This window comes from Halorientalis litorea (assembly GCF_023028225.1).
Taxonomy (GTDB): domain Archaea; phylum Halobacteriota; class Halobacteria; order Halobacteriales; family Haloarculaceae; genus Halorientalis; species Halorientalis litorea.
In genome coordinates this window covers 730757-757307 of record NZ_CP095482.1, presented here as the reverse complement: position 1 = coordinate 757307, position 26551 = coordinate 730757, and the positions used below count along the sequence as shown (strand labels likewise).

General features: G+C 66.8%; 28 protein-coding genes and 1 tRNA gene. 14 read left to right on the top strand and 15 right to left on the bottom strand.

Translation table 11 applies throughout. The annotated features are described in order from the left end of the window. Positions 1 to 14 precede the first annotated feature (14 nt). Positions 15 to 473, top strand: coding sequence for a methyltransferase family protein (locus MUG95_RS04100; RefSeq protein ID WP_247009804.1), 459 nt, complete (start codon positions 15 to 17; stop codon positions 471 to 473). Here MUG95_RS04100 and radB read toward each other — a convergent pair whose 3' ends face one another. Both radB and MUG95_RS04090 read right to left on the bottom strand, forming a co-directional pair. Beyond that, positions 474 to 1193: a DNA repair and recombination protein RadB gene (gene radB, locus MUG95_RS04095; protein WP_256463866.1), complete on the bottom strand. Its 720-nt coding sequence runs from the start codon at positions 1191 to 1193 to the stop codon at positions 474 to 476. Between the two features lie 12 nt (positions 1194 to 1205). Next, positions 1206 to 1604: a hypothetical protein gene (locus tag MUG95_RS04090; protein WP_247009802.1), complete on the bottom strand. Its 399-nt coding sequence runs from the start codon at positions 1602 to 1604 to the stop codon at positions 1206 to 1208. Between the two features lie 84 nt (positions 1605 to 1688). On the opposite strand from MUG95_RS04090, the gene MUG95_RS04085 reads away from it, so the two are divergent. Next, entirely contained in the window at positions 1689 to 2417 is a 729-nt protein-coding gene (locus MUG95_RS04085) for a hypothetical protein (protein WP_247009801.1), read from the top strand. Between the two features lie 3 nt (positions 2418 to 2420). On the opposite strand, the gene larC is transcribed toward MUG95_RS04085, so the two are convergent. Next, positions 2421 to 3803 (bottom strand): nickel pincer cofactor biosynthesis protein LarC, encoded by a 1383-nt coding sequence (larC, locus tag MUG95_RS04080; protein WP_247009800.1) that lies wholly within the window; start codon positions 3801 to 3803, stop codon positions 2421 to 2423. Positions 3804 to 3900: 97 nt separating this feature from the next. Between larC and MUG95_RS04075 the strand changes: the two genes are divergently transcribed. From MUG95_RS04075 to MUG95_RS04060, 4 genes are all read left to right on the top strand, one after another. After that, positions 3901 to 5100 carry an MFS transporter gene (locus MUG95_RS04075; protein ID WP_247009799.1) on the top strand — a complete coding sequence of 400 codons (1200 nt, stop codon included), beginning with the start codon at positions 3901 to 3903 and terminating at the stop codon, positions 5098 to 5100. Between the two features lie 81 nt (positions 5101 to 5181). After that, on the top strand, positions 5182 to 7407 hold the full coding sequence (locus MUG95_RS04070) for a CDC48 family AAA ATPase (protein WP_247009798.1): 2226 nt from the start codon (positions 5182 to 5184) through the stop codon (positions 7405 to 7407). 90 nt (positions 7408 to 7497) lie between these two features. Then, the gene (locus MUG95_RS04065; protein WP_247009797.1) at positions 7498 to 7899 is read left to right on the top strand and encodes a hypothetical protein; all 402 of its coding nucleotides are present in this window, start codon (positions 7498 to 7500) and stop codon (positions 7897 to 7899) included. Between the two features lie 96 nt (positions 7900 to 7995). Next, the gene (locus MUG95_RS04060; protein WP_247009796.1) at positions 7996 to 8397 is read left to right on the top strand and encodes a SpoIIAA family protein; all 402 of its coding nucleotides are present in this window, start codon (positions 7996 to 7998) and stop codon (positions 8395 to 8397) included. A gap of 6 nt (positions 8398 to 8403) precedes the next feature. Here MUG95_RS04060 and MUG95_RS04055 read toward each other — a convergent pair whose 3' ends face one another. Further along, positions 8404 to 9546, bottom strand: coding sequence for a CBS domain-containing protein (locus tag MUG95_RS04055; protein WP_247009795.1), 1143 nt, complete (start codon positions 9544 to 9546; stop codon positions 8404 to 8406). An 81-nt stretch (positions 9547 to 9627) separates the two neighbouring features. Between MUG95_RS04055 and MUG95_RS04050 the strand changes: the two genes are divergently transcribed. Together MUG95_RS04050 and MUG95_RS04045 are read left to right on the top strand one after the other, a co-directional pair. Beyond that, positions 9628 to 9972: a lycopene cyclase domain-containing protein gene (locus tag MUG95_RS04050; RefSeq protein WP_247009794.1), complete on the top strand. Its 345-nt coding sequence runs from the start codon at positions 9628 to 9630 to the stop codon at positions 9970 to 9972. A 332-nt stretch (positions 9973 to 10304) separates the two neighbouring features. After that, complete coding sequence (locus tag MUG95_RS04045; protein ID WP_247009793.1) at positions 10305 to 10811, top strand: HTH domain-containing protein; 507 nt, start codon at positions 10305 to 10307, stop codon at positions 10809 to 10811. A 3-nt stretch (positions 10812 to 10814) separates the two neighbouring features. On the opposite strand, the gene MUG95_RS04040 is transcribed toward MUG95_RS04045, so the two are convergent. The 4 genes from MUG95_RS04040 to MUG95_RS04025 form a co-directional block, all read right to left on the bottom strand. Continuing rightward, the gene (locus tag MUG95_RS04040) at positions 10815 to 10982 is read right to left on the bottom strand and encodes a hypothetical protein (RefSeq protein WP_247009792.1); all 168 of its coding nucleotides are present in this window, start codon (positions 10980 to 10982) and stop codon (positions 10815 to 10817) included. Positions 10983 to 11014: 32 nt separating this feature from the next. Next, on the bottom strand, positions 11015 to 12547 hold the full coding sequence (locus MUG95_RS04035) for an ATP-binding protein (RefSeq protein WP_247009791.1): 1533 nt from the start codon (positions 12545 to 12547) through the stop codon (positions 11015 to 11017). 196 nt (positions 12548 to 12743) lie between these two features. Continuing rightward, on the bottom strand, positions 12744 to 13925 hold the full coding sequence (locus MUG95_RS04030; protein WP_247009790.1) for an outer membrane protein assembly factor BamB family protein: 1182 nt from the start codon (positions 13923 to 13925) through the stop codon (positions 12744 to 12746). Between the two features lie 362 nt (positions 13926 to 14287). Further along, positions 14288 to 14362, bottom strand: a tRNA-Val gene (locus MUG95_RS04025). Between the two features lie 173 nt (positions 14363 to 14535). Between MUG95_RS04025 and trpD the strand changes: the two genes are divergently transcribed. From trpD to trpG, 4 genes are read left to right on the top strand one after another with little or no spacing between them, the layout of a single operon-like run. Then, the gene (trpD, locus tag MUG95_RS04020; protein ID WP_247010449.1) at positions 14536 to 15537 is read left to right on the top strand and encodes an anthranilate phosphoribosyltransferase; all 1002 of its coding nucleotides are present in this window, start codon (positions 14536 to 14538) and stop codon (positions 15535 to 15537) included. After that, complete coding sequence (locus MUG95_RS04015) at positions 15534 to 16175, top strand: phosphoribosylanthranilate isomerase (protein ID WP_247009789.1); 642 nt, start codon at positions 15534 to 15536, stop codon at positions 16173 to 16175. The genes trpD and MUG95_RS04015 overlap by 4 nt, the downstream gene beginning before the upstream one ends. Continuing rightward, positions 16175 to 17875 (top strand): anthranilate synthase component I, encoded by a 1701-nt coding sequence (gene trpE, locus MUG95_RS04010; RefSeq protein ID WP_247009788.1) that lies wholly within the window; start codon positions 16175 to 16177, stop codon positions 17873 to 17875. The genes MUG95_RS04015 and trpE overlap by 1 nt, the downstream gene beginning before the upstream one ends. Continuing rightward, on the top strand, positions 17872 to 18483 hold the full coding sequence (trpG, locus tag MUG95_RS04005; protein ID WP_247009787.1) for an anthranilate synthase component II: 612 nt from the start codon (positions 17872 to 17874) through the stop codon (positions 18481 to 18483). Before trpE ends, trpG begins: the two co-directional genes overlap by 4 nt. Here the strand turns inward: trpG and MUG95_RS04000 are convergent. Beyond that, entirely contained in the window at positions 18480 to 18698 is a 219-nt protein-coding gene (locus MUG95_RS04000) for a DUF8029 family protein (RefSeq protein ID WP_247009786.1), read from the bottom strand. The two genes, trpG and MUG95_RS04000, sit on opposite strands and share 4 nt — an antisense overlap. A gap of 393 nt (positions 18699 to 19091) precedes the next feature. Between MUG95_RS04000 and MUG95_RS03995 the strand changes: the two genes are divergently transcribed. Continuing rightward, entirely contained in the window at positions 19092 to 22253 is a 3162-nt protein-coding gene (locus tag MUG95_RS03995) for an adenosylcobalamin-dependent ribonucleoside-diphosphate reductase (protein ID WP_247009785.1), read from the top strand. A 53-nt stretch (positions 22254 to 22306) separates the two neighbouring features. Here MUG95_RS03995 and MUG95_RS03990 read toward each other — a convergent pair whose 3' ends face one another. From MUG95_RS03990 to MUG95_RS03970, 5 genes are all read right to left on the bottom strand, one after another. Next, positions 22307 to 22975: a helix-turn-helix domain-containing protein gene (locus MUG95_RS03990; RefSeq protein WP_247009784.1), complete on the bottom strand. Its 669-nt coding sequence runs from the start codon at positions 22973 to 22975 to the stop codon at positions 22307 to 22309. A 57-nt stretch (positions 22976 to 23032) separates the two neighbouring features. Beyond that, a complete protein-coding gene (locus tag MUG95_RS03985; RefSeq protein ID WP_247009783.1) occupies positions 23033 to 23326 on the bottom strand; it encodes a HalOD1 output domain-containing protein in 294 nt (97 codons plus the stop codon). A gap of 79 nt (positions 23327 to 23405) precedes the next feature. Then, positions 23406 to 23702: a DUF8036 family membrane protein gene (locus MUG95_RS03980; protein ID WP_247009782.1), complete on the bottom strand. Its 297-nt coding sequence runs from the start codon at positions 23700 to 23702 to the stop codon at positions 23406 to 23408. A 2-nt stretch (positions 23703 to 23704) separates the two neighbouring features. After that, positions 23705 to 23980: a winged helix-turn-helix domain-containing protein gene (locus MUG95_RS03975; RefSeq protein WP_247009781.1), complete on the bottom strand. Its 276-nt coding sequence runs from the start codon at positions 23978 to 23980 to the stop codon at positions 23705 to 23707. 46 nt (positions 23981 to 24026) lie between these two features. Next, the gene (locus tag MUG95_RS03970; protein ID WP_247009780.1) at positions 24027 to 25586 is read right to left on the bottom strand and encodes a molybdopterin-dependent oxidoreductase; all 1560 of its coding nucleotides are present in this window, start codon (positions 25584 to 25586) and stop codon (positions 24027 to 24029) included. Positions 25587 to 25742: 156 nt separating this feature from the next. On the opposite strand from MUG95_RS03970, the gene MUG95_RS03965 reads away from it, so the two are divergent. Then, positions 25743 to 25883 carry an HVO_2523 family zinc finger protein gene (locus MUG95_RS03965; RefSeq protein ID WP_247009779.1) on the top strand — a complete coding sequence of 47 codons (141 nt, stop codon included), beginning with the start codon at positions 25743 to 25745 and terminating at the stop codon, positions 25881 to 25883. Here the strand turns inward: MUG95_RS03965 and MUG95_RS03960 are convergent. Then, complete coding sequence (locus tag MUG95_RS03960) at positions 25877 to 26536, bottom strand: TVP38/TMEM64 family protein (protein WP_247009778.1); 660 nt, start codon at positions 26534 to 26536, stop codon at positions 25877 to 25879. The two genes, MUG95_RS03965 and MUG95_RS03960, sit on opposite strands and share 7 nt — an antisense overlap. Positions 26537 to 26551 lie beyond the last annotated feature (15 nt).

The following is a 26551-nucleotide window of genomic DNA, read 5'->3' as shown; positions in this document are numbered from 1 at the left end:
GACAACCACCGGCGATGCCGACCGACCGCCGGGCCTACCTGTTCGCGCTCGCGCCGACGCTCGTGGTGGTCGCTGTCGGGCCGGTGCTGGCGTTGCTCGACCCGTTCGCGGTCTCGGCCGTCGGCCCGCTCCGGGTCGTCGGCGTCCCGTTCGTCCTCGCCGGCCTCGGACTAGTCGGCTGGGCCGTCCACACGTTCGCGCGGGCGGGTGTCCCGCCCGCACCGGCGACCGAGCCCGAGTCCCTCGTGACCGCGGGCGCGCTCGCGCACACCCGGAACCCGCTCTATCTCGGTACCGTCGTCGCGGCCGGCGGCGTCGCCGTCCTGCTCGCGTCGCCGGTCACCGCCGCGTACGCGGGGCTGCTGTGGCTGGCCTACCACCTGCTGGCGCTCTACGAGGAGGAACCGGCGTTGCGGGCCGCGTTCGGCGACGCCCACGCGGACTACTGCGAGTCGACGCCACGCTGGCTGTAGTCAGCGCGGGTCTTCGACGCTCGCCAGTCCGTCGCCGACGATTCTGAAGCCCGCGCTGTCGCCCGCTGGCTTGGACTGGTGTTTTTCCAGGGTAATCCGGCGGTTGCCGCCCCGGAACCGCTCGATGCGGCAGACGACGCCCGACCAGTGGGTGAGGGTGTGGCCCCCGAGCGGTCGGGCGCGGTCGCTGTCCGGGTCGGTGAACACTTGGTTCGTGACCACCACCGCGAGGTCGTGTTTACGTGCCAACGAGAGCAGGTGTGTCACCTGCTGTGCGACGGTCCGGAGGGCGTCACCGGCCTCCTCGTCCTCCGCGCGGCGGATGCGGTAAAAGCCCGTCGCGCTGTCGAGGACGATTAGCTCGACCTGTTCGGCGAACTCGGCGGCGTCCCTGACGGCCTCGCCCTGTTCGTCGAAGTCGTGCACGTCCGAGACGATGATGTGGGAGGCCAGTTCCGACACGTCGTCGGTGTGTCCGCCGGCCAGTTGTTCGAGTCGGTCCACCGAGAGGCCCTCGGTGTCGATGAACAGCGCGTTGTCGCCCGCGGCGGCCGTCGCGACGGCACCGCTCAGCGCGAGGTTCGTCTTCCCCGCGGCGGGCGGGCCGTACAACTGCGTGACGACGCCGCGCTCGAACCCGCCGCCGAGCAACTCGTCGACGGCCGAACAGCCGGTCGGAATCGGCTCGCTCACACGCCGCTGTAGGTCGCCATCCGGCAAAAGGGCTCCCACTCAGAGGTGTCTATCGAGTGCCGCCCGCACCGCGTCGACGTCCTCGATGTCCGCGAGTGCGCACCGTATCGCGGGCCACACGCCCTTCCGGTGGATGACGATGGCACCGTCGGTCACCTCGTAGCCCGCCAGTTCGTCCCATCGGTACGTCCGGGTCCGGAGTCGCCCCTCGCGTTCGAGGCCCGTCCCCGTCGTGCGGTAGGTCCGCTGGTTCGTGACCAGTGAGGCGAGTACGAGCCACGCGCCCCCCACGACGACGAGGTTCGGGAGCCACGTCGCCGCGACGACGAACGGGCCGAGCGTCCCCACGAGGGTAACTGCGAGTGCCGGAAGCCCCGTGAGAAACAGGATTCGCCGTCGCCGCTCCGCCGTCCAGCCAGCGACCCACTCGGCGTCCATATCCGAGCCATCGTCCGCTCGTGCAAAGCGGTTGTGCAATCGCCCGTGCAATCACTGAAGTCGGTCCGCCGCCAAGGCCGACCCGTGATAGTCGTCGCGACGGCGGACTTCGAGGTGTATCACGGCGTGGTCAACGAGCTACGGGACCGCGGCGTGCCCTTCACCACCGTCGAACCCGGCGACCCCCTCCCCGAGCGGACCACCGTCGTCGTCACCGGCCCCGACGCCGCCCCGGACGCGGACGTGCCGGCGGTGGAAGCCGACCCCGCCGACCCGCGCCGCGCCGTCGAGGACGTACTCACCCTCCTCCGTGGCGGCGACGGGCGGACCGTCGTCGGCATCGACCCCGGCGAGCGGCCGGGCGTGGCCGTCCTCTCTGGGGACGCCGTGGTCGCCGCGTTCCACGTCCCCGCCGCCGACGCCGCCGAAGTCGTCTGCGAGGAGGTCGACGACGCGCCGAACCCGTTGGTTCGTATCGGCGACGGCGCGCGGATGGTCGGCGCGCGCATCATCGACGACTTGCCGGACGTGCCCGTCGAGTTGGTCGACGAAACCGGGACGACGCCGTACCTCGGCACCGGCGCGCGCGGCATGGGCGACGTGCTGGCGGCAGTCAACATCGCCCGCATCGAGGGGGAGGAAGTCGAATCACGCGACATCGAACCGACGGCCGGCGAGATTCGGACGATACAGGACCGCTCGCGCGAGCAGTCGGCAGAGAACCGCGCCATCGACGAGTCGCTGGCCCGCCGGGTCGCAGTCGGCGAGTTGACCGTCGAGGAGGCACTGGCCGAACACCGCGGGGACGAATGACCGTCAGTCGAGGGCGTCCCGGGCCGTCGCCTCCGCCCGGCGCGTGACCTCCCGGACGGGGAGGCCGAGGGCGTCGGCCGCGGTCAGCGCGTCGTCGTACTCGGCACTCACGTCGTAGACCGTTCCCGCCTCGTCGCTGGCGACTTTCACCGTCACGTCGCGGTCCGTCTCACCCTCGGTGACCGTCACGGTCCGGTACTCGCGCGACGCGACCCACCGGTGGCCCGCGCCGTGTTCCCGGATGCCGAGCGTTCCCGTCTCCTCGGCCAGTCTGCGTGCGACTCGCTGTGCGTCCGCGGGCTTGGTGATGACCTTCACGAGGTGGCCGGGCCGGGACTTCTTCATCGTCAGCGGGACGATAGACACGTCGCGCGCGCCAGCCTCTGCCAGCGTCTCCTGGAGGCCGCCCAGCACCTCCGGGGGCGCGTCGTCGAGGTTCGTCTCCAGCACTGTGATGTCGTCGCGCTGGAGGCCGCCGCTCCCGTCGCCGACGATGGCGCGGAGGACGTTCGGGCGGTCGGGCAGGTCGTAACCGCCCGCGCCGTACCCTGACGCGGCGACCCGGAGTTCGGGAAGGTCGGGGACGCCCACCGCGACGTGGGCGAGAATCGCCGCGCCCGTCGGCGTCAGGAGTTCGCGCTCGACCGGCCCACCGCGGAGCGACCAGTCGGCCCGTTCGGCGAGTTCGACGACCGCCGGGGTCGGAACGGAGTAGGTCCCGTGGCTCATCCCGACGTCGCCGCCGCCAGTCGAGAGTGGGGTCGTCACCACGCGGTCGACGCCGAGGTCCGCGAGAAGCAGACAGACGCCCACCACGTCCGCGATGGCGTCGTCGGCACCCACCTCGTGGAAGTGCGTCTCCGCCGGGTCGGTCCCGTGGACGGCCGCCTCCGCCGCGGCCAACGTCTCGAAGATGGCCGTCGCGTCGGCGGCGACCGATTCGGGGAGGTCCATCTTGTCCACGATGTCGAGGACTCCCGAGAGCGTCCGCTGTGGGCCGTGTCCCTCGGCGTGTGTGTGTCCTGCGTCCTCGCCGTGCCCGTGGCGATGGGGTTCGTCCGCGAGGTCGTCGTGGCCGTGTTCGGGGTCGGGGGAGTGGTCGTGTGCCCCGTCCCCGTCGTCGTGTTCGTGTAACTGTGCCCCTGCGTCGTCGTGGCCGTGTTCGGGGTCGGGGGAGTGGTCGTGTGTTCCTTCCTCCGGGCGGACGACATCGACGGCGGTGGCCGCGATACCGTTCTTCTCGACGGGCCGGACCTCGTAAGTCACGCGGAGCGTGGACTCCTCGACGGGTGCGAGGGCGTCCCGGTCGGCTCCGGCCGCGAGCAGTGCCCCGAGGAGCATGTCCCCGCTGGCACCCATCCGGCCATCGAACGCGAGCGTTCGCATACGTCTCCCCTCTCGCTGTGCGTGTAAAATAGTCCGGTCCAACACCGAGCGCGCGGAATCGTAACCCCGTTGCCGGATGCGTGGCTACGGACGGCCGATGTCGGAGACCGCGGAGACGCGCGCGACGCTGTGGGTCATCGTGGCCGCCGCCACGCTGACGGTGATGGCGGGAGCGGTTCTCGGGCCGGTCGTCCCGTCGATTCAGGACGGACTCGGCGTCTCCGGGTCGCTGGCGGGCCTCATCATCACGACACACGGCGCGCTCATCGTCGTCACCAGCCCGATTGCCGGGTCGCTCATCGACCGGGTCGGCCCGCGCCGCCCGTTCGTGGCCGGCCTCCTCCTGTACGCCGCGGGCGGCGGTGCGGGGCTCGTCGTCGACGAGTTCCTGCCGCTGTTGGCCTCGCGGGCGGTCCTCGGGGTCGGTGTCGCCTTCGTCTACACCGGAATCACGGTTCTCATCTACGACCTCTACGCGGGCCAGCGGATGGACCGCGCGCTCGGCTACCGGAGCGGTGCCAACAGCGTCGGTGCGGCCGTCTGGCCGCTCGTCGGCGGCGCGCTCGGCACCGTCTCCTGGCAGTTGCCCTTCGGCGTCTATCTCGTCGCGCTCCCGCTGGGCCTCGTCGCGCTCGTGACCGTCCCCGAACCCGACCACGCCGCGACGGCGGACGGGGCCGGGACGCCACCCACGGACCGCGGGGCGGCCGAGGGCGTGCTGTCGGTCTTCCGGCGACGGCCCGCGCTCCTCTCGGTGTACGGCCTCTACTTCGGCGCGAACACGCTCCTGTACAGCATCGTCGTGTTCTACCCGCAACTGCTCGACGGGTTGGGTATCGAGTCGTCGCTCTCCATCAGCCTGTACCTCGCGGCCAACGGCGCGGCGGGAGGCGTCTCGGGCGCGCTCTACGACCGCCTCACGCGGCGCGTCTCCCGGTACGCGCTGGTCGCGGGCGCGGTCGGACTGTGGGTCGCCGCCTTCGCGCTCGCGGCCACGGCCGACTCCGCGCTGGCCGCGGTCCCACCGGTCGTCTGTTTCGGCTTCGGCCTCGGGTTGGTCTTTCCCTCCGCGTTCGCGTGGGTCGAATCGCTCGCGCCGGCCGACCGGCAGGGACAGTTCAGTTCCTACCTCGCCTCCGCGGGCTACGTCGGCCAGTTCCTCTCGCCGGTGGTGTTCGGCCCGCTCGTCCCGACTTTCGGCGTCCGTGGCGTGTTCGGGGCGGCGGCTCTCGCCGCGGCCCTCGGCGTGTCCGTTCTCGTCGCCGTCGCCCTCGGCGGCCGTGCCGTGTCCGAGTGAGGGGGACGCCGGACTCACAGACGGACCGCCGGTAGCAAAAAGTGTATATCCCGCCGTACCTGACTGTGACACACCTACACAATGAACGAAGTCCAACTGGAGGTGGCGAAGGCCTACCCCAACGACTCGGGGCGTGGCATCGCCCGTCTGGACCCCGACACGCTGTTGCATCTCAAGCTCTCACCCGGCGACATCATCGAAATCGAGGGCAGCGACACCACCGCCGCGAAGGTGTGGCGCGCCGACCGACAGGACTGGAACACCGACACCGTCCGCATCGACGGGTTCACGCGGCAAAATGCCGACGTGGGCATCGGTGAGCGCGTCAGCATCCGCAAGGCCGAAGCCGAGAAGGCCGACTCGCTCGTGTTGGCCCCGCCCGAGGAGGCGTCCGTGCAGTTCGGCTCCGACGCCGCCGGGATGGTCAAACGCCAGATCCTGAAGCGGCCGGTCGTCGAGCGTGACATCGTGCCCGTGATGTCCTCGACGAACCACCCGTTCATGCGCTCGCCCGGGCAGGCCATCCCGCTCATCGCCGTCGAGACGGAACCGGAGGGCGTCGTCCTCATCACCGAGGACACGGACGTGGAACTCCGCGAGGAGCCAATCTCCGGGTTCGAGAAGACTGGCGGCGGCATCACTTACGAGGACATCGGCGGTCTCCAGAGCGAAATCCAACGGGTCCGGGAGATGGTCGAACTCCCGATGAAGCACCCCCAGATTTTCAAGAAACTGGGCATCGAACCGCCACAGGGTGTGCTTCTCCACGGCCCACCCGGCACCGGGAAGACGCTGTTGGCCAAAGCCGTCGCCAACGAAACCTCCGCGAGTTTCTTCTCCATCGCGGGGCCGGAGATAATCTCGAAGTACTACGGCGAGTCCGAACAGCAACTGCGCGAGATATTCGAGGACGCCACCGAGGAGTCGCCCTCCATCATCTTCATCGACGAACTCGACTCCATCGCGCCCAAGCGCGAGGACGTGACCGGCGAAGTCGAACGCCGCGTCGTCGCCCAACTGCTGACGATGATGGACGGCCTCGAATCCCGCGGCCAGGTCATCGTCATCGCGGCGACCAACCGCGTCGATTCGGTGGACCCCGCGCTTCGCCGTCCGGGCCGATTCGACCGTGAAATCGAAATCGGCGTCCCCGACGAGGTTGGCCGCGAGGAAATCCTCCAGATTCACACCCGCGGGATGCCCCTGAGCGACGACGTGAACCTCTCGAAACTCGCCGAGGAGACCCACGGGTTCGTCGGCGCGGACATCGAGAGCCTCACGAAAGAGTCCGCGATGAAGGCCTTGCGGCGGTACCTCCCCGAAATCGACTTGGACGAGGAGGACATCCCGCCGAGTCTCATCGACCGGATGATAATCAAACGCGACGACTTCCGGGGCGCGCTGAACGAGGTGTCGCCCAGCGCGATGCGGGAGGTGCTGGTCGAACTCCCGAAGATAGACTGGGACGACGTGGGCGGCCTCAACGAGGCCAAAGAGCAGGTCCAAGAGTCCGTCGAGTGGCCGATGAACTCCCCCGAGAAGTTCGAGCGCATGGGCGTCAAACCGCCGTCCGGCGTCCTGTTGTACGGGCCGCCCGGCACGGGCAAGACGCTGATGGCGAAGGCCGTCGCCAACGAGACGGACGCCAACTTCATCTCGGTCAGGGGGCCGCAACTCCTCTCGAAGTGGGTCGGGGAAAGCGAGAAGGCCATCCGGCAGACGTTCCGGAAGGCTCGACAGGTGTCGCCGACCATCATCTTCTTCGACGAACTCGACTCGCTGGCCCCGAGTCGGGGCGGGGAAGTCGGGTCGAACGTCTCCGAACGCGTCGTCAACCAACTGCTGACCGAGTTGGACGGCCTCGAAGAGATGGAGGACGTGATGGTCATCGCCGCGACGAACCGCCCGGACATGATAGATCCGGCACTCATCCGCTCGGGGCGGTTCGACCGCCTGACCTACATCGGCGAACCCGGTGTCGAGGGGCGCGAACAGATACTCCACATCCACACGCAGGACACGCCGCTCTCGGCGGACGTGAGTCTGCGCGAACTCGCCGAAATCTCGGAGGGCTACGTCGGGAGCGACCTCGAAAACATTTGCCGTGAGGCCGCAATCGAGGCACTCCGTGAGGACGACGACGCCGACGTGGTGGAGATGCGCCACTTCCGGCAGGCGATGGAGGGCGTCCGCCCCACGGTCAACGAGGACATCCGGGAGTACTTCGAGCAGATGGAAGACGAGTTCCGCGGCGGCGGCGACCCGCAGCGTCGCGGCGGCAGCGGCGGGCGCATCGGCTTCCAGTAACGAACTCGACGCCAGTTCCGGGTACCGCCCGCTCGTTTCCGCGCTCGTACCTACGGTGGGATACAAGACAATACAGTCACTACTGCGTATATGGTCGAAGAGGTGTTCGGCGAGGGTGACATCTGTTCTGTCCGCTGGGACGAACAGGTCGGAGCCGTCATCCTCGAGTGGGTAGGTGACGTGAACGGCGACACATATCGGGAGTACATGGACCGGACACTCAACGTCATCGTCGACAAGCAGGCGGACAAGTGTCTCGTCGATCGGCAGAACCAAGGGCGGATGACGGAAGCCGACCAAGAGTGGACGGTCGAGGACTGGGACGTGCGAGCCTTCGAGGCCGGACTGGCGTACCTCGCCATCGTCTACCCGGAGGACCCGTCCGCGAAGACCACCGTCGACATGGCCGCCCGCAAGAGTCCGTTCCTCGAACTCGAACGGGTCTTCGTCCACGACTTCGAGGAGGCACGCGACTGGCTTCTGACAAAATAACACTCGATTGCCGTTCCGAGTCCGACCGGGCGAGACGAGACCTCACCGCGCAAAATCCGCAGTGATTTGAAGACGGAGTGGCCTATCTGTGGTAGTATGCCAGACCGTCTCGACGGGGAAGCGGGGGCCTACGAAATCCGACTGGACGAGGATGTCGGTGCTTCCGCCGTCACGTGGCGTGACGATATCGACGGGGAGCAGTACCGTGAGGGGATGGATCGGTTGCTCGAACACGTCGAGCGACACGACGTGTCGGACATTCTGTTCGACAGCCGTGAGCAGGGACGACAGACGCAAGCGGACCGAGAGTGGACTATCGAGGACTGGCAGCCACGTGCCGTCGATGCCGGCGTCGAACGCGTGGCCGTCGTCTATCCCACCGACCCCGTGGCTCGACAGACGGTTGATATGGCCGCTCGGAAGAAAACCGTCCCCGACATGGACCGACTGTTCACTAGCGACATAGAGGCGGCCCGCAACTGGTTGCGTATCCTCTGACGCCGCTCAGAGTTCGCCCAGTTTTCGGAGGAGTTGGCCGCGGTACTCCTCGTCGCTCTGGACGCCCTTGAGTTCGAGTACGTTCCGCTCCAGTTTGTCGAGTGCGACGTTGAACGCCTGTTTCGCGCCGTAGCCCTCGCCGGACCCGGCCATCTGCCCTTTGGTGGTGCGTAGGCGAATCTGACACTGGATAAGCGGCGTCCCACGGAGTTTCTCCTTGTGTTCGTGGAACCGGACGTGGGAGTGACGGACCTGCATCTTCTGGTACTTGTCGACGACGTTCTCGATGTCCGTCCTGATGGCGTCCCGGGAGATGTTGTCGAGCAGGTTGACGTTCGTAATCTGTACGTCCATGTGTTCCTCTTCGGTGTAGGTCAGTGCCCGCAACACGTCGGTTTTGGTGAGGATGCCCTCGACTTTCCGGTCGTCGTCCTCGGGCGTGACGACGAGGCCGGTGTAGTCGTTTTCGAGCATCCGCTCGACGGAGCGGTCGACCGACTCGTCGAGCGACGTCGTGGCGACGGGGCTGGCCATCTCGTCGTAGACGGGGATGTCGAGGATGCGGTCGTTGCCGCCCGCCCGTTCGCCCACGGTCGTTTTGTCCATGTCACGGATGACGACGTTGACGATGTCGTGCGTCGTGAGGATGCCCGAGAGAAGTCCCGCGTCGTCGAGGACGGGGACCCGGGAGATACTGTGTTCGCGCAGGAGATTGATAGCGCGCCCGATGTTCGTGTCCTCGGTGACGGTGACGACGTCCTCGGTGTAGATGGCCTCGACGGTGAGCGCGTCGAGGTGGTCGAGTACGGCTTCCAGAATCGCGTTCGTGGTGACGATACCCCACAGACGGCCGGCCTCGAACACCGGTGCGACTTTCGTGCCGCCCTCGACGAGGACGCGGGCCACCTCGCGTACGTCGTCGGTCCGCTCTACCTTGGGGGCCGAGACCAGCAACGACTCGGCCTTCGTGTCGTCCTCGACGTGGGACTGGACGAGTTGCCGCTGGCCGATGACGCCCGCGTACTCACCGTCGTCGGTGACGATGATGCCGCGCGGGTTCTCGCGCTCGAAGAGCGACCGAATCTTCCCCAGTCGCTCCTCGGCATCGACTTCGACGTAGTCGCCAGTCGCGATATCAGCAATATCCATCGTAATCTCGTCTGCCGGTTGGATGGCTGGGGTATTCAAACTTAGCGGTGGTTCTTAACCGGCGGGAACCCTACTGCGGTTGTGCTCCCGGATATCACCGTCTTCGGTCAGTACACGTACCTCGTCACGGAACTGTTGTGGGGGTGTGTCGCCGTCGCCCTCCTCGCGTACTCCGGGGCGGGGAAAGCGGCCCTCCGCACCATCGCCATCCTCTACCCGTTCGCGTACGCCTGGGACTGGTACACCCTCGAAGTCGGCGTGTTCGCCATCCCACTCCGAACCGGCGTCGAACTCCTCGGTATCCCCATCGAGGAACACATCTTCATGATCGTCGTGCCCGCGATGGTCGTCGGTGCCCACGAATCGCTCCGCAAACTCGACGACCGCCGGCGCGAGGACACCACGCGGGCCATCGGCGGGGAGTAGCGACGCGTCCGCTGAGTCGGACCGGTCGCTCTGACGTGCCCGAAGTCAGTGAAAAAACCTTGGGTAGCCAAGGTATAACAATACCTCCCGGGAGTGTGTAGCCTCTCCCATGCAAGACACGCTGGCGGAGTGTGAGACGTGCAACCGAACGTACAACGAGTTGGTCAACAGTCAGTGTCCAGTATGCGCGATTCAGGTCAGGAATGGGTAGTCGTCACGTCGTCTACTGTGGTAACTTATATCAATGGAAGGTCCTTCGTGAGATGTTGTCTTGATGGAAGGAACGCTTTAGACTATCGCTGAGTGTTGTTCCAGACGGGGAGAGGAATCCCATGCAAGAACCCGCGCCGTCCGACCCGATACGACTCGAACTCTACGTGCGGACGATGTCGCCGCCGGGGGCCAGAACCCGGCAGGAGGACGTTATCGGCCGTCTCCACCGTCTCGAAGACGCGGACCACGTCGCCGACACCCACGTGCAGGTGTGGGGCCGTCAGATAGACCCGACGACGAACGCCGCAGAGACCGACCAAGGACAGTTCGTCCTGAATCGCATCGCCGAGTTCAAACAGTGGGCACTGGCGAACAACACGACGCTGGACGCCTTCTACGAAACCCGTGAGCAGTCCTCGACCATCACGGGCGAGGAGTACACGACCATCGTCCTGCCGAAGATGGGGCTCGCCGAGTACCACGGCCCAGAACTCGCACAGGTGACACCCTGTGCCGAACGCGACGGCGTCTACACGGTCACCGACCACCTCGACGACATTCGCCGCCGTGTCGCCGGGAACGCGTCAGAACAAGGGTCGGCTGGGACGTCCGTCGCCGAGGAGTAACGCTCAGGCCGACTGTCTCGGTTCTGTCCCGGTGTCACCCTCGGAGGTGGCGTGTTCCTGCTCGCCCGCCGCTTCCCCGAGAACGTCGGAGAGGAACCGAATCGAGGCGTACGTTAGCGCGACCATTACGAGCAGTGCCGTTCCTGTCAACCAGAGTGCTGCGTCGACCATACCTGCACTATCAGCGGTCACCACCGAGAATGTTACTCATTGGTCACGCCACGCGGGGCCGTGTCACTGGCCGCCTCGAACTCGAAGCGGGCACCACTGTCGGTACCCTCGGTGACGCGTGCCGTCCACCCGTGAGCCGCCGCGATTTCGGCGACGAGGCTCAGGCCGACACCCGTCCCGTCTTCGGCCGTCGAGTACCCGAACTCGAAGACGGTGTCGCGTTCGCTCTCCGGGATGCCCGGCCCGTCGTCCGCGACGTAGAAGCCGTCGCCGGTGTGGCCGACGGTGACCGTCACGTCCGGACCACCGTGTTCGACAGCGTTGCGAAAGAGGTTCTCGAACAGTTGCCGGAGCCGTTGGGCGTCGGCCTCGATGGACACCCGCGATTCGGCTTCGAGCGTCGCGTCGCCGGTGGGCACCGTCTCCCACGCCTCGTGGGCGGCGGCCGCGAGGCTCACCTCCGTCACGTCCTCGACGGACTCGCCCACGCGCGCCATCGTCAGGATGTCGGAGATGAGCGTCTCCATCCGCTTGTGTGCGCCCCGTATCGCCGCGGTGTGTTCGCTCTCGTGCTCTTCCTCGAGCAGTTCAAGCCGCGTCGCGGCCACGCTGAGCGGGTTGCGCAGGTCGTGTGAGACCAGCGTGGCGAACCGTTCGAGCCGTTCGTTCTGGGTCTCCAGTCGCTCTTCGGTGATTCTCCGCTCCAACGCCGCGCCGACCCACCGCCCCATCAGTTCGGTGAGCGTCACCGCCCACTCCGAGAACGAACCATCCCGGGAGTCTGTATCGTAGAAACAGAAGGTACCGTACACCTCCCCGTCGACGATGACCGGTGACCCCACGTAGCAGGCGATACCCCACTCGGTGAACCCCGCGTTCTCGGCGAGGTCGGGGTAGTCCGCGCCGATGTCCTCGGCCACCAACGCTTCCTCCTCGGCGACGACCCGCTCGCAGTGCGTCTCCTCGATATCGACCCTTTCACCCTCCTGTACCGTCCCTTCTGGGGCTTTGACCACCTCGAAGACGTACTCGCCGTCCCGTATCCGCGAGAGCGTCCCGTACTCCGTCCCCAACTCCCGCGTGCCGATGGCCAACAGTCCCTCGACACGCGCCTCGAAGTCGAGCGACTGGTCCGAGATGACGCCGTACACCTCACGTAACACCGTCTCCCGGTGTTTGAGTTCCTGCCGCTGTTCGTGTTGTTCGGTCACGTCACGCAGGAACACCGAGAGGCCCGTGTCCGAGGGATACGCCCGCACCTCGAACCACGTCGAGAGCGGGCCGTAATACTCCTTGAACGTGCGCGTCGACTGCGTCTCCATGGCTCGGTGGTACTCATCGTAAAAATCCGTGTCGGCGGCTTCGGGAACCACGTCCCAAATCGACTGCCCGCGCAGTTCCTCGACGGTGTACTCCGTTCCGGCCGCTTCGCAGACGGCTGTCTTCCCGCGTTCGTTGAGATAGGTGAACTGCCAGTTCCGGTCTAGGCCGACGAACGCGTCGGTCACTCTGTCCAGAATCGCCCCGAAGTCTTCCATTGGAGCGACGTCTTCGTCACGTTCCATTCTCGAAACCAGTCTCGTAGCTAGGTTAGGCCTTCCCTCGGCAAAAGGATTCGCTGTAACTCACCAGTTCCGGTGGCGAGTTCACACACTCGTGCTCTCTGCTCGTGATGCGACAGGTTCCGGAGAGCGGCGGTGACGCCGAGGGTTTCGGGAGGGCGGCCGTGACTTACCGCCGACACTGTCCCGCTCTGTGCGGTCACTCGTCCGTGGGTGGAAGGTCACCGAGTGCGACGACGCCGCTGCTCTCGTTGCTCGCGTAGAACGCCGCCCCCTCCGCGAGGACCGGTGGGGTGGTGGGAAACGCGTCGAACCCCTCGACGGGATGCTCCCATCGGACGGTGCCGTCGGACCGCTCGAAGGCGGCGACGCCGGCGAGGCTGTACTCTCGGAGGTTCGTCACCGACGCGACCACCGCATCACGGCCGACGCTGACGCCCGTGTCGGCGACGACACCCGCGTCCGCGCGCCACAGGGTTTCGCCGTCCGCGACCGACACCGCGACGAGTGCCCGCTCCGCCGACGTGACGTACGCCGTCCCGTCGGCCACGGCGGGCACTGTCTCGATGCGATCACCGAAATCGCCGAGCGACCGCCGTCGCGTCCCGTCGCTGGGGGCGTGAACGGCCAGCGTCCCGCCGTCGGCGACCACCACCCCGGCGTCCGTCACCACGGGGGACGGGCCGGGACTGTCGAGGTCCCGTTCCCACACCCGCTCTCCATCAGTGGCCGACACCCCCCGTACGACCCCCGTGTTCCCGTCCTGCTTGTAACCGGTCGTGTACACCGTCCCGTCGTCGACTGCGGTCGCCCTCGCGGAGAGTGTCGACGCCTCCCACAACCGGTCGCCGGTCTCGCTGTCGTACGCGAGCACCCCCGCGGCACCCCGCCGCGCCACGAGCGGGACCGTGACGAGCGGCGGGTCGGCGGCGACGGTGACCGGCCCCCCTGCTGGCCGTGGGAGTTCCACCGACCACTGCTCGCTCCCGTCGCCCCGTCCGAGTCCGAGAATCCGTTGGTCCGTCGCGACGACCAGCAACTCATCGGTCAGTGCGGGTGCGTACTCGGCACGCCCCGGAGGGTCGACCCGCCACAGCTGCTCGCCCGTCTCGGCGTCGAGAGCCGTCGCTGCCGACGCGACGGCGTAGACGGTGCCGCCCTCGACCAGCGGTGCTGCAGTGCCACCTACCCCCGTGTCCCACGCAGGCGTACCGCGGGCCGGGACGGTGACGCTAGCCGACCCCGTGTTCCGCGCGTCGTGTGCGCGATGCGTCCAGTCCCCGGACGGGTCCCCCGGCAACGCCCGCCCCGAGTCGCTCGAACACCCAGCCAGTACGACGGCCGCGCCAGCGGATGCGGCGAGGAACTCCCGTCTGTCCATACACCCCCTACAGCCAGCCGACGTATGTGAGTCGTGGTACGTTCCACCGCGATTTGTGTCACTGATGCATACACTAGCCGGCACGAGCCAACCTGCGGACCACGCTCTCCGCTCACGGGTTGTTCGGCGCAAAATCAGTGGGTTCGGGCGGATTGTGAACCACGAGGACTTCACCCGCGTTCGTCCTCTAGGTTCAAATCCGCTGAAGAACGGATTTGCGCCTCACGGGTTGTTCGGCGCAAAATCAGTGGGTTCGGGCGGATTGTGAACCACGGTCGCTCGCTGTCGCTCACTCCCTGCTTCAAACCGCCCTCACGCTTCGTACACGCGCCGCTCGAAAGTGAGCGGCGCGAGAATGACAGTGGGTTCGGGCGGATTTGAACCGCCGGCCTCCTCCATGTCAAGGAGGTGTCATAACCGACCTAGACCACGAACCCGCGCTGTCTCCACCTCACGCTTATCCGGGTTGGTAATTGAAGGTTTCGGATTCGGCACCGCCGCCCCGTCCGTCGTTCACGTGCCCCACCCCCGCGACGGCCCGCGGTCCGAACGCTTAAGTTGATGTACGGATTTGTACATTACAACACGAAAGAGTTCACTGGTGACCACAATGCAGGACTACATCGAACGCGTGACCGACGGTGACGATTTGACGCTCGCCGAGGCACGTGCGGCGGCAACACAGGTGTTCGAGGACGCCACGGAGGCACAGATCGGCGCGCTGTTGGCGGCACTGCGCGCGAAAGGCGAGACGGAAGCCGAGATAGCCGGGTTCGCACAGGGGATGCGCGAGGCGGCACGGACCATCTCGCCCGACCGGACGCCGCTGGTCGACACCTGCGGGACGGGCGGCGACGACCACGACACTATCAACGTCTCGACGACGAGTGCCATCGTCGCAAGCGGTGCGGGCGTCCCCATCGCCAAACACGGCAACTACTCCGTCTCCTCTTCCTCCGGCAGTGCGGATGTCCTCGAAGAAGTCGGCGTGACCGTCGACGCCGACCCGGCGGCCGTCGAACAGGCCATCGAGGACGACGGTATCGGGTTCATGCTCGCGCCCGTGTTCCACCCGGCGATGAAGGCGGTCATCGGCCCGCGGAAGGAACTCGGGATGCGGACGGTGTTCAACGTCCTCGGCCCACTGACCAACCCCGCCGGGGCCGACGCGCAGGTGCTGGGCGTCTACGACGACGCCCTCGTCCCGCGCATCGCCCAGTCGGTGGCGCACATGCCCGTCGACCACGCGCTCGTCGTCCACGGCGACGGACTGGACGAAATCGCTATCCACGGCGAGACGACCGTCGCGGAAGTCCGCGGCGAGGACGTCGAGGAGTACACGCTCACGCCCGCAGACATGAACCTCGAACGCCACCCCATCGCGGACGTGGCCGGGGGGTCGCCCGCGGAGAACGCCGCCGACCTCCGCGGTATCGTCGAGGGGGACGTGACAGGCGCGAAACGGGACATCATCCTCGCGAACGCGGGCGCGGCGATTTACATCGCCGGCGAGGCCGACTCCCTGCAGGCCGGCGTCGAGGCGGCCCGCGAGGCCATCGACTCCGGCGGGGCCGCCGCGAAACTCGACGACCTCTGCTCGGGGCAGGCATGACGCGCGTGAAAATCTGTGGTATCACTACCGAGGCGGACCTCGCTGCCGTCGTCGCGGCCGGGGCTGATGCGGTGGGCGTGACCGCCGCCGTGTCCGTCGACACGCCCCGCGAGGTAGCGGTCGAGCGGGCGACGACGCTCCTCGGAACAGTTCCGCCGTTCGTGACGAGCGTCCTCGTGACGATGCCCGACACCGTCGAGCGTGCGGTCGAACTGGTCGAGACGGCCGCTCCCGACGCGGTACAACTGCACGGGAACCTCGGCCCCGACGCCATCGAGCGGGTCCGTGAGCGTGCCTCTGCACAGGTTCTCGCCGCCGTCGACGCACGGGCCACGGACGTGATGGCCTACGCCGACGCCGCGGACGCGGTGCTCGTGGACTCGACAGACGAACAGGGCGGCGGCGGGACCGGCGAGACCCACGACTGGGAGCGGACGCGCGCGTTGGCCGAGGCGACCGACACGCCCGTCGTCCTCGCGGGCGGTCTCACGCCGACGAACGTGATGCAGGCGGTCAAGACGGCGCGCCCGTTCGCGGTGGACGTGGCGAGCGGCGTCGAGAGCGAGGGTGGGGTCAAAGACCACGAGGCGGTCGAGACGTTCATCGACCGGGCAACCCGCGTCCGGGTGGGAGCGTGATGGACATCACCCGCGGCGAGTTCGTGGCACTGGCCGACGGGAGCGAGGGCGCGCCGGAGGGTCACGCCGACCCCGGCCGCCCCGCCGTCGTCCGCGTCGCGGCCACGCTCGGCGTGGACGTGGAGCCACTCGCCGCCTACGCCGCGCTGACCGGCCGGACCACCGAGGCGGACCCCGCGCCGTACGCCTTCCTGCTGGAGAGTGCCGAGAAGGTGGCCTCCAGCGACCCCGACGGAGCCTTCGCACCGGTCCGTGAGGAACGCCACGCCCGGTATTCCTTCGTCGGATACGACCCCGAGGCCGTGGTGACCGTCGACACCGACGGGGCCGACGTGCGGACGTTCGACGACCGCTACGCCGGGCACGTCACGCCCGACGCCACCGCGGACGGCGACCCCGACGCCGTCTCCTCTCTCCGGGAGACACTCCCGGACGCGACGCTTCGCGGGTTCGGCAACGGTGACCGTCAGCACTTGGACGGCGGCCTCGTGGGGTTCCTCTCCTACGACGCCGTCTACGATATGTGGCTCGACGAGGTAGGACTGGACCACCCCGAGTCCCGGATGCCGGACGCACAGTTCGTCCTGAACACGAAGACGCTCGTCTTCGACGAGGTCGAGGGCACCGTCTCGCTGGTGTTCACACCGCTCGTCACGCCGGACGAGAACGCCGGCGAACGGTACGACGAACTCCGCGCCGAGGCCGAGCGCGTCGCGTCGCTGCTGTCGGGCGACACGACCGTCGAGACCGGCGGCTTCGCCTACGAGGGCGAGACCGCTGGCCCGCGCGAGGAGTACGAGGCGGCCGTCGAGCAGGCCAAAGAGCACGTCCTCGACGGTGACATCTATCAGGGTGTCATCTCGCGCAAGCGCGAACTCACCGGCGACGTGGACCCGCTGGGCTTCTACGAGGCTCTGCGCGCGGTCAACCCCTCGCCGTACATGTACCTGCTCGGGTACGACGACCTGACGATAGTCGGGGCCAGTCCCGAGACCCTCATCTCGGTGAAGGGCGACCGCATCGTCTCGAACCCCATCGCGGGCACCTGCGACCGCGGGTCCAGTCCAGTCGAGGACCGCCGACTCGCGGGCGAGATGCTCGCGGACGGGAAAGAGCGGGCGGAACACACGATGCTGGTCGACCTCGCGCGCAACGACGTGCGTCGCGTGGCCGAACCCGGGTCCGTCCGCGTCGAGGAGTTCATGAACGTCCTCAAGTACAGCCACGTCCAGCACATCGAGTCGACGGTGACGGGGACGCTGGCAGACGACGCCGACGCCTTCGACGCGACGCGGGCGGCTTTCCCCGCGGGAACGCTCTCGGGCGCGCCCAAGATTCGCGCGATGGAGATTATCGACGACCTCGAACCGACGGCACGGGGCGTCTACGGCGGCGGCGTCGGCTACTACTCCTGGACCGGCGACACGGACTTCGCCATCGTCATCCGGACCGCGACGGTCGAACACGGCGTGTCGCCGGCGAACCGGGCGGGCGACGCCACCGACCGCATCACGGTCCAAGCCGGAGCGGGCATCGTCGCGGACAGCGACCCGGAGAGCGAGTATTACGAGACGGAGAAGAAGATGGACGGCGTGTTGACGGCACTCGACCGCATCGCGGACGCGACGGTGGAAGCCGACACACACCCGGAGGCGTCGGGCGACGCGGACACCGCCGGCGAACGGGAGGTGCCCCGATGAGTGCCGCCGCCACGGACGCCGAGGCGGCCCGGCCCCGGGTCCTCTTCGTCGACAACTTCGATTCGTTCACGTACAACCTCGTGGAGTACGTCAGCGAGTACGCCGACACCGACGTCGTCCGCAACACCGTCTCGCTCGCGGACGTACGTGCGGCCGACCCCGACGCAATCGTCGTCAGTCCCGGCCCGGGACACCCGAAGAACGACCGCGACGTGGGCGTGACCAACGACGTGTTCACCGAAATCAGTCCCGAGGTACCCACGCTGGGCGTCTGTCTCGGACTGGAGGCGGCCGTCTACGCCTACGGCGGAACGGTCGGCCGCGCGCCCGAACCGATTCACGGGAAGGCCTTCGACATCCACCACGACGGACAGGGCGTGTTCGAAGGCCTCGAAAACCCCGTGCAGGGCGGCCGCTATCACTCGCTCGTCGCTACCGAGGTACCGGACTGCTTCGACGTGACCGCCACCTGCGAGAGCGAGGCTGGTGACCTCGTGATGGGGATTCGCCACCGCGAGTATCCTATCGAGTGCGTGCAGTTTCACCCGGAGTCGGTGCTGACGGCGGCGGGACACGATGTTGTCGAGAACTTCCTCGCGGGTATCTAGAGTGGTGCCGCGGCGAGAATCCCCATCGAGAACCCGAGCGCGCCGAGGACCCACAACGTCGCGACGACGACAATACCGATGATGACCAGCTTCCACGCCAGACTCATGAGGACGCGGCCGACGACGAGGATGGCCGCGAGGACGAGGAGGGTGAGCAGGATACCGGGTGGCGACCCCAGCGGACCGAACGTCTGCAGGAGGGTCAGTGAGAACATACGCCGAGATAGACGGGTGCCACTGAAAACCGTGCCGGCCGGACGGGGTGACTGGCGACGCCGCGAATCGCCGGTTCGGTGCCACCCCGAACCCCCTGATATTTCCAGTGGAAACACAACTCCCGTCCCGGGGTTCGAACGGGTTGGTTTTCACTTTCACTCCGGTTTAGCCACGCTTAAGAACGGTCCACGTGTTGATGGAAGCCGTAACGAAGCTATCCGCAGACGGGGGTCTGCGCGACGAACTGGCAGAAGAGTTACATTTGCATCGGGCAAGAAATCCACCCAACCAAAGGGTTATTTGGTATCAACGAGTAGGAAGATTCCGTTAGATATGACAGGTTACAGGCCCGCAACGCGGCCGGCACGTGAACCGACACTGGAGGCACGAGTATGAGCAAACACGACCTATCTGCAGACGAGCTGACACTTCCGATAAAGCGAACTGACGGCGACACGCTCGCCGAGCGACTGACAGACAACGCGTATCACAACATCCTCCCGGCGCGGTATCTCCGCAAGGACGCCGACGGCGAACTCGTCGAGACGCAGGAGGACCTCTTCGAGCGCGTCGGAAAGAACATCGCGCTGGCCGAGGCCGTCTTCGAGGCCGACCAGCGCGGCGTCGAGATTACGGTGACGCCGGACCAACTGAAGCCCGACCACCCGCGCCGGGACGAACTCGCCGCCGAGGTGTTCGGGAAAGGGACCACCGCCGAGGACGACACCGAGACGACACTCTCTGTCTACAACGTCAACAAGTTCGCCTACGACACGCTGGTTCCCGAACTCCCCGACGACGTCCGCGAACACGTCGAGGACACCGCCGCGGAGTTCCAGAACCTGATGGAACGGCTGGCCTTCATGCCGAACTCGCCGACGCTGATGAACGCGGGCGACGAACTGCAACAGCTCTCGGCGTGTTTCGTCGACTCGCCCGAGGACGACATCGACGACATCCACCAGACCGCAAAAGAGGCCGCACAGGTGTTCCAGAGCGGCGGCGGGATGGGCTACGCGTTCTGGCGGCTCCGCCCCTACGGCGACGCCGTCGGTTCGACTGGAGGTATCGCCTCCGGCCCCATCACGTTCATGCGCACCTACGACCAGATGTGCGAGACCATCGCGCAGGGCGGTGCCCGCCGCGGTGCCCAGATGGGCGTCATGCGCGTCAGCCACCCCGACGTCATCCAGTTCATCCACGCGAAGAACAAGGACGTGTCGCTGGCCGAGACGCTGCGGCTGAACGACCCCGACGACTTCACGCACAACTCCTTCGAGGCCGCACTGGAGGAGGCCCGCGAACTCATCGACGACGACGGCAAGGTTCCCGAACACCTCCGCAACGCCGTCGAGGGCCACCTGTCGAACTTCAACATCTCCGTCGGCATCACCGACGACTTCATGGACGCCGTGAAGGCCGGCGAGGAGTTCACGTTCACCAACCCCCGGACGGGGGAACCGCACGTCGCCACCGCCGAGACGAAGGAACTGTACGACATGTTCGGGCTGGGCGACTACGTCGAAGTCGGCGAAGTGCTGTCGGTCCCCGCCGAGAAACTCTGGGAACACATCGTCGAAGGTGCCCACGAGAACGGCGAACCCGGCGTCATCTACCTCGAACGAGTCAACAAGGAACACTCCTTCGACGTGGAGGAACACCCCGACCACCGCATCCTCGCGACGAACCCCTGCGGCGAACAGCCGCTGGAGGAGTACGAGGCCTGTAACCTCGGCCACATCAACCTCTCGACGCTCGCGGACACGGACGCCCCCGACTGGCGCGTCTGGCACGAGGAACACGGCGACGAGTACGACACGCTCGAAGCCGCCGTGGACGCCTTCCTCAACGAGGCAATCGACGTGGCGGAGTTCGAACACCGCATCGAGATGGGGACGCGCTTCCTCGAGAACGTCGTCACCATGTCCGACTTCCCGGTGCCCGAAATCGAGCAGAAGGTCCGGGAGATGCGCAAAATCGGTCTCGGCGTGATGGGACTCGCCCAACTGTACATCCAACTCGGTATGGAGTACGGGAGCGACGTGGGCAACGAAGTCGCCCGCCAGTTGATGCGGACCATCAACCACGAGTCCAAGTGGGCGTCCCACGAACTCGCCGAGGAGCGCGGGAGTTTCGACGAGTGGGACAACTCGAAATACGCCGACCCCACCGAGTACCGCGAGTGGTTCGAGAAACAGACCGGACTGGACGCCGACGAGTGGGACGACGGCTTCGCCGTCCGCAACCACAACACGACCACTATCGCGCCCACCGGCACCACGAGCATGGTCGGCAACACGACCGGCGGGTGTGAACCCATCTACAACGTCGCCTACTACAAGAACGTCAGCGACGACGTGCAGGGCGACGAGATGCTCGTCGAGTTCGACGACTATTTCCTGCGCACGCTGGAGGAGAACGGCCTCGACGTCGAAGCCGTCAAAGAGGAGGCCCAAGAGCAGATGGCCAACAACGAGTTCGAGGGGCTGGACGGCCTCGACACCGTGCCGGACGCCATCGGCGAACTGTTCGTCACGACCCAGCAACTCACCGCGAAACAACACGCCGGCGTCCAAGTCGCCTGTCAGGAGGGCGTCGACTCGGCCATCTCGAAGACCGTCAACGCACCCAACGACTCCACTGTCGAGGACGCGAAGGAAGTCTTCGAGTACATCTACGAACACGGCGGGAAGGGCGTCACCTACTACCGCGACGGGACGCGCTCGAAGCAGGTGCTGACGACCCGCGCCGACAACGCCGAGTTCGCCGAGATGGGCGAGGACGAGGCGGCGACGGTCCTCTCCGAGCAAATCGAGGACATCTTCGGCAGTCTGGAGGCGTTCCTCGACCACGAGGACGTACAGGCCGCACTGGAGGCTGGCGTCGAGGACCTCTTCTCCGTCGACCAACAGGCCTACGCCGAGAAACGCTCGCGGCCGGACGCCCTCCGGGGCGTCTCCCAGCGCATCGACACCGGGTACGGCAAACTGTACGTGACCATCAACGAGGACCCAGAGACGGGCGAACCGTTCGAGTTGTTCGCCAACATCGGCCACTCCGGTGGGTTCACCAACTCCTTCACCGAGGCACTGGCGAAAGTCATCTCGACGGCCCTGCGCTCGGGCGTGGACCCGATGGAAGTCGTCGACGAACTGCAGGGCACGCGGAGCCCGAAAGTCGCGTGGGACAAGGGCGAGCAGATTCAGTCCATCCCCGACGCCATCGGGACGGCGATGCGCCGGTACCTCGAAGACGAACTCGACAAGGCCTATCCCAAACAGGCCACGCTGGAGGAGACGGCGGAGGACACGGAGACGGACCCCAACGTCGACGCCGGCGCGGGCGTGCCCGAACCCGACGGCGGGCCGGGCGCGGCAGTCGACGCCGGCGGGCCGCAGGGCGCGGGTCCCGACGCGGCGACCCAGTCCGACGACGCGACACAGGACCTCATCTCGGCCGGCGAGAGCCCCGAGTGCCCCGAGTGCGGCGCGATGACGCTGTACTACTCGGAAGGGTGTAAGACCTGCGAGTCCTGCGGTTGGTCGGAGTGCTGACCTGAGCGACCCCCACTCCCACGTTGGAGCGTGTGACACTACGGGGCTGGTCGCTACCGACGAACCGTCGCCTTGGCTACGTTGCCCGACACCGTTTCGCCGATTATCGCGGCGTGTGCCCGTCTGAGTCGTTTCGAGAGTGCCTGCTGTGAGATGCCGAGTTCCTCGGCGACAGCCCCCATCGACGTGGCACGCGGCACCTCGTAGAACCCGAGTTCGACGGCCATTACGACCGCCGCCCGCTGTTTGGTCGTGAGGCTGTCGAGGCTGCTGGCGTTCGGTGTCTGTGGCCTGTAGATTCGCTCTATCTCTACGTCTACGTCCGCCCGGATGAGCAAGTCTTGAAACTCCGAGAGGTAGGCGTGCTCGGGAACGCGTATCCGGGCGTGCCAGCCACAGGAGTCGCCGAGAAACTGGAGTACAGAGACGTTGCGGTCCAGTGTCGACTGGATTCGCTCCTGTACGATATCCGCCCACTCGACCGTGTAGAGCCGTCCGGCCTCGGTACGTGCGATTTCGCGTGCCGTCTCGACCGTCGGGTCCTCGGCGGGGTGTACGCTGTCGTCGAAGTCGTGTCCGCGAAGCCACACGTGTGGGAACAGCCGGTCGGTCGGCGTTGCGACGGCTCGCTCTGCCTCCACGACGAGGTCCGGTTCGACGGCGAACGATTCGGCGAGTGCGAACTCTTCGTGCGGGAGGCGAAACTCCGCGACGACACTCATACCTAAACGAACGCCGGGGACGTTTTTGACCGTTTGTGCGGGTCGCTTGCGGCTTCCTCAGCGGTCGTCGACTACGATACGTGTGTGGTGGGAGTCGCCGCTGACGGTCACTTCGTGGCCGTGATATGCGAGGGTGAGTGTCCGTTCGTTCTCGACACGGCCCGAACTTGGGTGGAAAAGTGCGTCGATGGTGTCCGGGTCGATACTGTCGTACAGCGGCGTGAGGTCGAGCGGGTCACAGCCTTCGACAACTGCGACGGCCCTGACGAGTGCGTCGCTCGTGTGTTCGTTGTCCTGCACTATCGTCCGGTGTTCTCCTCTGCTACTAACTTCGGTGTCGGCTGTCGTCATCGGCTACATCCAACTCACGGACCCACCAGTCTCACTCATTGGGTTGTATAGGAAACCGATTTAAAAGACCCCGATGCCGTCACTGCATCGTCACGTAGGTCAGAAAGAGCAGTGCGAGGAACTCCAGTCCGCGCAGTCCGGCGACGAATTGCTGGGCGGTGGGGCTCCCCGAGTAGAGCATCCCCATCGAGAAAAAGAAGTAGATAGACGCGAGGTTTTGGACGAGCATGACGGCCGCGAACGCCAGCAACCCGAGGATGAGCGGCGTGCCGAACGTCCGGTAGTTGCGAAGCCATACGAACCCGAGCGTCGCCAGTAACAGGACGTTCAGCCCCGCGAAGGCGGTTGCGACGGTTATCCACGTACTCATTGCCATTGTCAGTTCATCTCCTCTGTTATCTCCTCGAAGGTCTCTCGATGGTGCTCGAACTGGTCCGTGAGGAAGTACAGTGCCCCGTAGTCGTCGCCGCCACGCTCGACGACGTCGTGGTCGAGCAGGGTGTCGAGGTGGTGGCGGACGGTGTTGTAGTCCACGCCGAGTTCCTCCGCGAGTTGGTTGGCGTTGCGGGGGCGGTCGTCGAGCACCCGGATGATGCGCGCTCGGTTCGCGCCGCCGCGCGTGCCAGCCAGTAAGTACCACAGGGCCTTCTCCATCGGCAGTCCCCGGTTGTTCTCACGGTTTCGGCAAAGGCGTGGTGGTTCACTGGACGGTTCTCGACACCCACCCGCTGGGACCGTTCGGGTACGGGTCCGACTCCTCCTGTGGCTGGAGTTCACCCGTCCCGTCGACGGCGCGGGCGACCACCTCGTGACTCCCGCCCGGCGCGTCGTAGGCGTACCGCCACTGCCGCCACACGTCGTTCACGGCGTCGCCTGTCTCGCTCGCGTCTGTGATGTCCGTCAGTGGCTCGGAGAGGTCGGCCTCGTTCCACGTCGACCCCCCGTCGGTCGACACCTCGACGGTGTCGATACCGCGCGTCCCGGCGTAGGTGTGCCCGCCGACCTCCCGCCGGCCGTCGCCGAGTTCGTTGACGGCGTGTATCTTGGCGACGGTGGTGACCGGACCGGTGCCGTGCCACCCACGTTGTTCCCAGTACCCGTCCGCCTCCCGTTCGAGGACCTCGATTTCGGTGAGCCACTTGACGTTGATTTCGCCCCAGTGGCCGGGGACGAGCGCGCGGACCGGGTAGCCGTGGGCGCGCGGGAGAACCTGTCCGTTCATGCCGTAGGCCAGCAAGCCGTCCTCCAGCGCGGCCAGCGGGAACTCCTCGAAGTAGTCGTCGGCGGCCCGCAACATCACGCACTCGCAGTCGCCCTGCGGGTTCGCCCGGTCGAGGATGTCGCCGACGGGGACGCCGGTCCACAGCGCGGTGTCCATCTTCCGCCCGTTGAGTCCCTCACCGACACAGCGGAGCGTCTCGAAGCGGTCGACGCTCTCCATGTCCCGCAGGGCCTCGTAGTCGAAGGTGAGTTCCGTCTCGACTTCGCCGGTGACGCTGAGCGACCACGACGACTCGTCGACGGTCGGGTCGACGGCGTTGATGTCGACTTTGTAGAACTCCTCGCTCACGAGCGGTTCGAGGCCATCCACGTCCAGAGACTGCTCCCGTGCCGCGGCGACGAACTGTTCGCGTTCGCTCGGCCGCTCGGTGCCCGTGCCCGCATCGTCACCGGTGTCCGCGTTGCCGTCGGCTTCGTCGTCCAACGACCGGGCGTCCGGTGTCCGGCGTCTCCCGAGGAGGTAGCCGACGAGGCCGATGCCGACGACTGCGGCACCGCTCGACAGCACCTGCCGCCGGTCTCGGGTGATACTGTCGCCGACTGGGAGCGTGGGGACGACTTCGGCGACGAGGACGACCAATCCCGCCGGCAACCCTGCACCCAGCGCGAGCGTCACGTTCCCGGTCAGTACGACAGTGAGGCCCCACGCGCCCCCGATTGCCGCGACAACGGGGGTCGCGCGGTTGTTGAGTCGCCGCCCGAGGACGAGGCCCGCCACCGTGACGCCGCCGACGGCGACGACGACGATGCCGATTGCAGTCAGGAGGTTCAGTTGCTGGCCGAGGCTCCCGAGGACGGTAATCGCGTAGCGGATGACCACGTCCGGCATCGTCACGGCGATGAAACTCGACACCGGGGCGGCGACGAACCCCGGCGTGAACCCGGCGACAGCGTAGGACCCAGCCACCGCCGCGAGGCCCGCGAACAGCCCCACCAGTCCAGTCGGGAGGGCACCCACGAGACGGGACTCACTGGACACGGTACTGCCTCCGGTCGGTCGACCACAGTCGCGGCACGGTCACTCTCATACTCGGGCCGAGGCGACAGCCCCCAAAAGCCGTTGTGCGAACTCCGTCCGGACTGCATCTAGAATTCCTCCGAACTGTTCAAGCCCACGGCGTCCGATTGGATCTCTGTGAACGACTCTAACGCCGCCGGAGACGGGACGGGCGGGCGGCCCTGCCCGCGGTGTGACCGCCCGCTGTTCAGCCGTCACTGCAAGTACGTCTGCCCGGAACACGGCGTCGTCTACGACTGTGCGGACACGTTCTACTGAGCGACCTCACGCCGGGCGCGGACGTGCCGGTACGCCGGCCCGGCCAACAGGAGCGCGGCCAGCGACGCGGCACCGACGACGAGCCACACGCCCACGTCCGTCCCGCGGAGCGCGAGACTGTGCATCGAGTGCCCGGCGAGGACGGCCGCCGTCACCCACGGGAGTTCACCCAGCAGCGTCCCGAGGACGAACCGCCCGCGACTGACGCCCGACAACCCGGCGGCGTAGGACACCGGGTCCGCCGGGAGCGGTGCCAGCCGGACGGCGACGATACCCCGGAGTTCGCCGGTGCCCGCGACCAACCGGCCCCCCATCTCGCCGAGTTGACCGAACAGGCCGTCGCCGGTCTGTGCGTAGCGGGCCAAGAGAAACGGCGGGAGACACGTCAGGACGGCTCCGGCCAGCCCCACCGGGATGCCGACGGCGACGCCGTACACGTAGCCCACAAGTACCGAGACGGCACTGATAGGCCAGAGGACGAACGGCCGACACAGGTAGAGCGCGGCGAGGACACACACGAAGAGAACCGGACGAGTGGCGACGCGTTCGGCCCCCTGCAGGACGGCGGCCGGCGACAGCACCACCGCCGCCGCGGCGACGACGCCGCCGCCGACGGCAGTCCCGACCACCTGTCGCCGCGTCGCTCGCTGCATCTACCCTCTCGTGGC

Coding starts and splice junctions, on each gene's coding strand:
- MUG95_RS04015 (WP_247009789.1), top strand. CDS start 15,534: ATGACGCGCGTGAAAATCTGTGGTATCACTACCGAGGCGGACCTCGCT.
- MUG95_RS03990 (WP_247009784.1), bottom strand. CDS start 22,975: ATGAGTGTCGTCGCGGAGTTTCGCCTCCCGCACGAAGAGTTCGCACTC.
- MUG95_RS04070 (WP_247009798.1), top strand. CDS start 5,182: ATGAACGAAGTCCAACTGGAGGTGGCGAAGGCCTACCCCAACGACTCG.
- larC (WP_247009800.1), bottom strand. CDS start 3,803: ATGCGAACGCTCGCGTTCGATGGCCGGATGGGTGCCAGCGGGGACATG.
- MUG95_RS03995 (WP_247009785.1), top strand. CDS start 19,092: ATGAGCAAACACGACCTATCTGCAGACGAGCTGACACTTCCGATAAAG.
- MUG95_RS03980 (WP_247009782.1), bottom strand. CDS start 23,702: ATGGCAATGAGTACGTGGATAACCGTCGCAACCGCCTTCGCGGGGCTG.
- MUG95_RS04065 (WP_247009797.1), top strand. CDS start 7,498: ATGGTCGAAGAGGTGTTCGGCGAGGGTGACATCTGTTCTGTCCGCTGG.
- MUG95_RS03960 (WP_247009778.1), bottom strand. CDS start 26,536: ATGCAGCGAGCGACGCGGCGACAGGTGGTCGGGACTGCCGTCGGCGGC.
- MUG95_RS04045 (WP_247009793.1), top strand. CDS start 10,305: ATGCAAGAACCCGCGCCGTCCGACCCGATACGACTCGAACTCTACGTG.
- MUG95_RS04055 (WP_247009795.1), bottom strand. CDS start 9,546: ATGGATATTGCTGATATCGCGACTGGCGACTACGTCGAAGTCGATGCC.
- MUG95_RS04000 (WP_247009786.1), bottom strand. CDS start 18,698: ATGTTCTCACTGACCCTCCTGCAGACGTTCGGTCCGCTGGGGTCGCCA.
- trpG (WP_247009787.1), top strand. CDS start 17,872: ATGAGTGCCGCCGCCACGGACGCCGAGGCGGCCCGGCCCCGGGTCCTC.
- MUG95_RS04090 (WP_247009802.1), bottom strand. CDS start 1,604: ATGGACGCCGAGTGGGTCGCTGGCTGGACGGCGGAGCGGCGACGGCGA.
- MUG95_RS04040 (WP_247009792.1), bottom strand. CDS start 10,982: ATGGTCGACGCAGCACTCTGGTTGACAGGAACGGCACTGCTCGTAATG.
- MUG95_RS03985 (WP_247009783.1), bottom strand. CDS start 23,326: ATGACGACAGCCGACACCGAAGTTAGTAGCAGAGGAGAACACCGGACG.
- MUG95_RS04060 (WP_247009796.1), top strand. CDS start 7,996: ATGCCAGACCGTCTCGACGGGGAAGCGGGGGCCTACGAAATCCGACTG.
- trpE (WP_247009788.1), top strand. CDS start 16,175: ATGGACATCACCCGCGGCGAGTTCGTGGCACTGGCCGACGGGAGCGAG.
- MUG95_RS03975 (WP_247009781.1), bottom strand. CDS start 23,980: ATGGAGAAGGCCCTGTGGTACTTACTGGCTGGCACGCGCGGCGGCGCG.
- trpD (WP_247010449.1), top strand. CDS start 14,536: ATGCAGGACTACATCGAACGCGTGACCGACGGTGACGATTTGACGCTC.
- MUG95_RS04035 (WP_247009791.1), bottom strand. CDS start 12,547: ATGGAACGTGACGAAGACGTCGCTCCAATGGAAGACTTCGGGGCGATT.
- MUG95_RS04100 (WP_247009804.1), top strand. CDS start 15: ATGCCGACCGACCGCCGGGCCTACCTGTTCGCGCTCGCGCCGACGCTC.
- MUG95_RS04075 (WP_247009799.1), top strand. CDS start 3,901: ATGTCGGAGACCGCGGAGACGCGCGCGACGCTGTGGGTCATCGTGGCC.
- MUG95_RS04030 (WP_247009790.1), bottom strand. CDS start 13,925: ATGGACAGACGGGAGTTCCTCGCCGCATCCGCTGGCGCGGCCGTCGTA.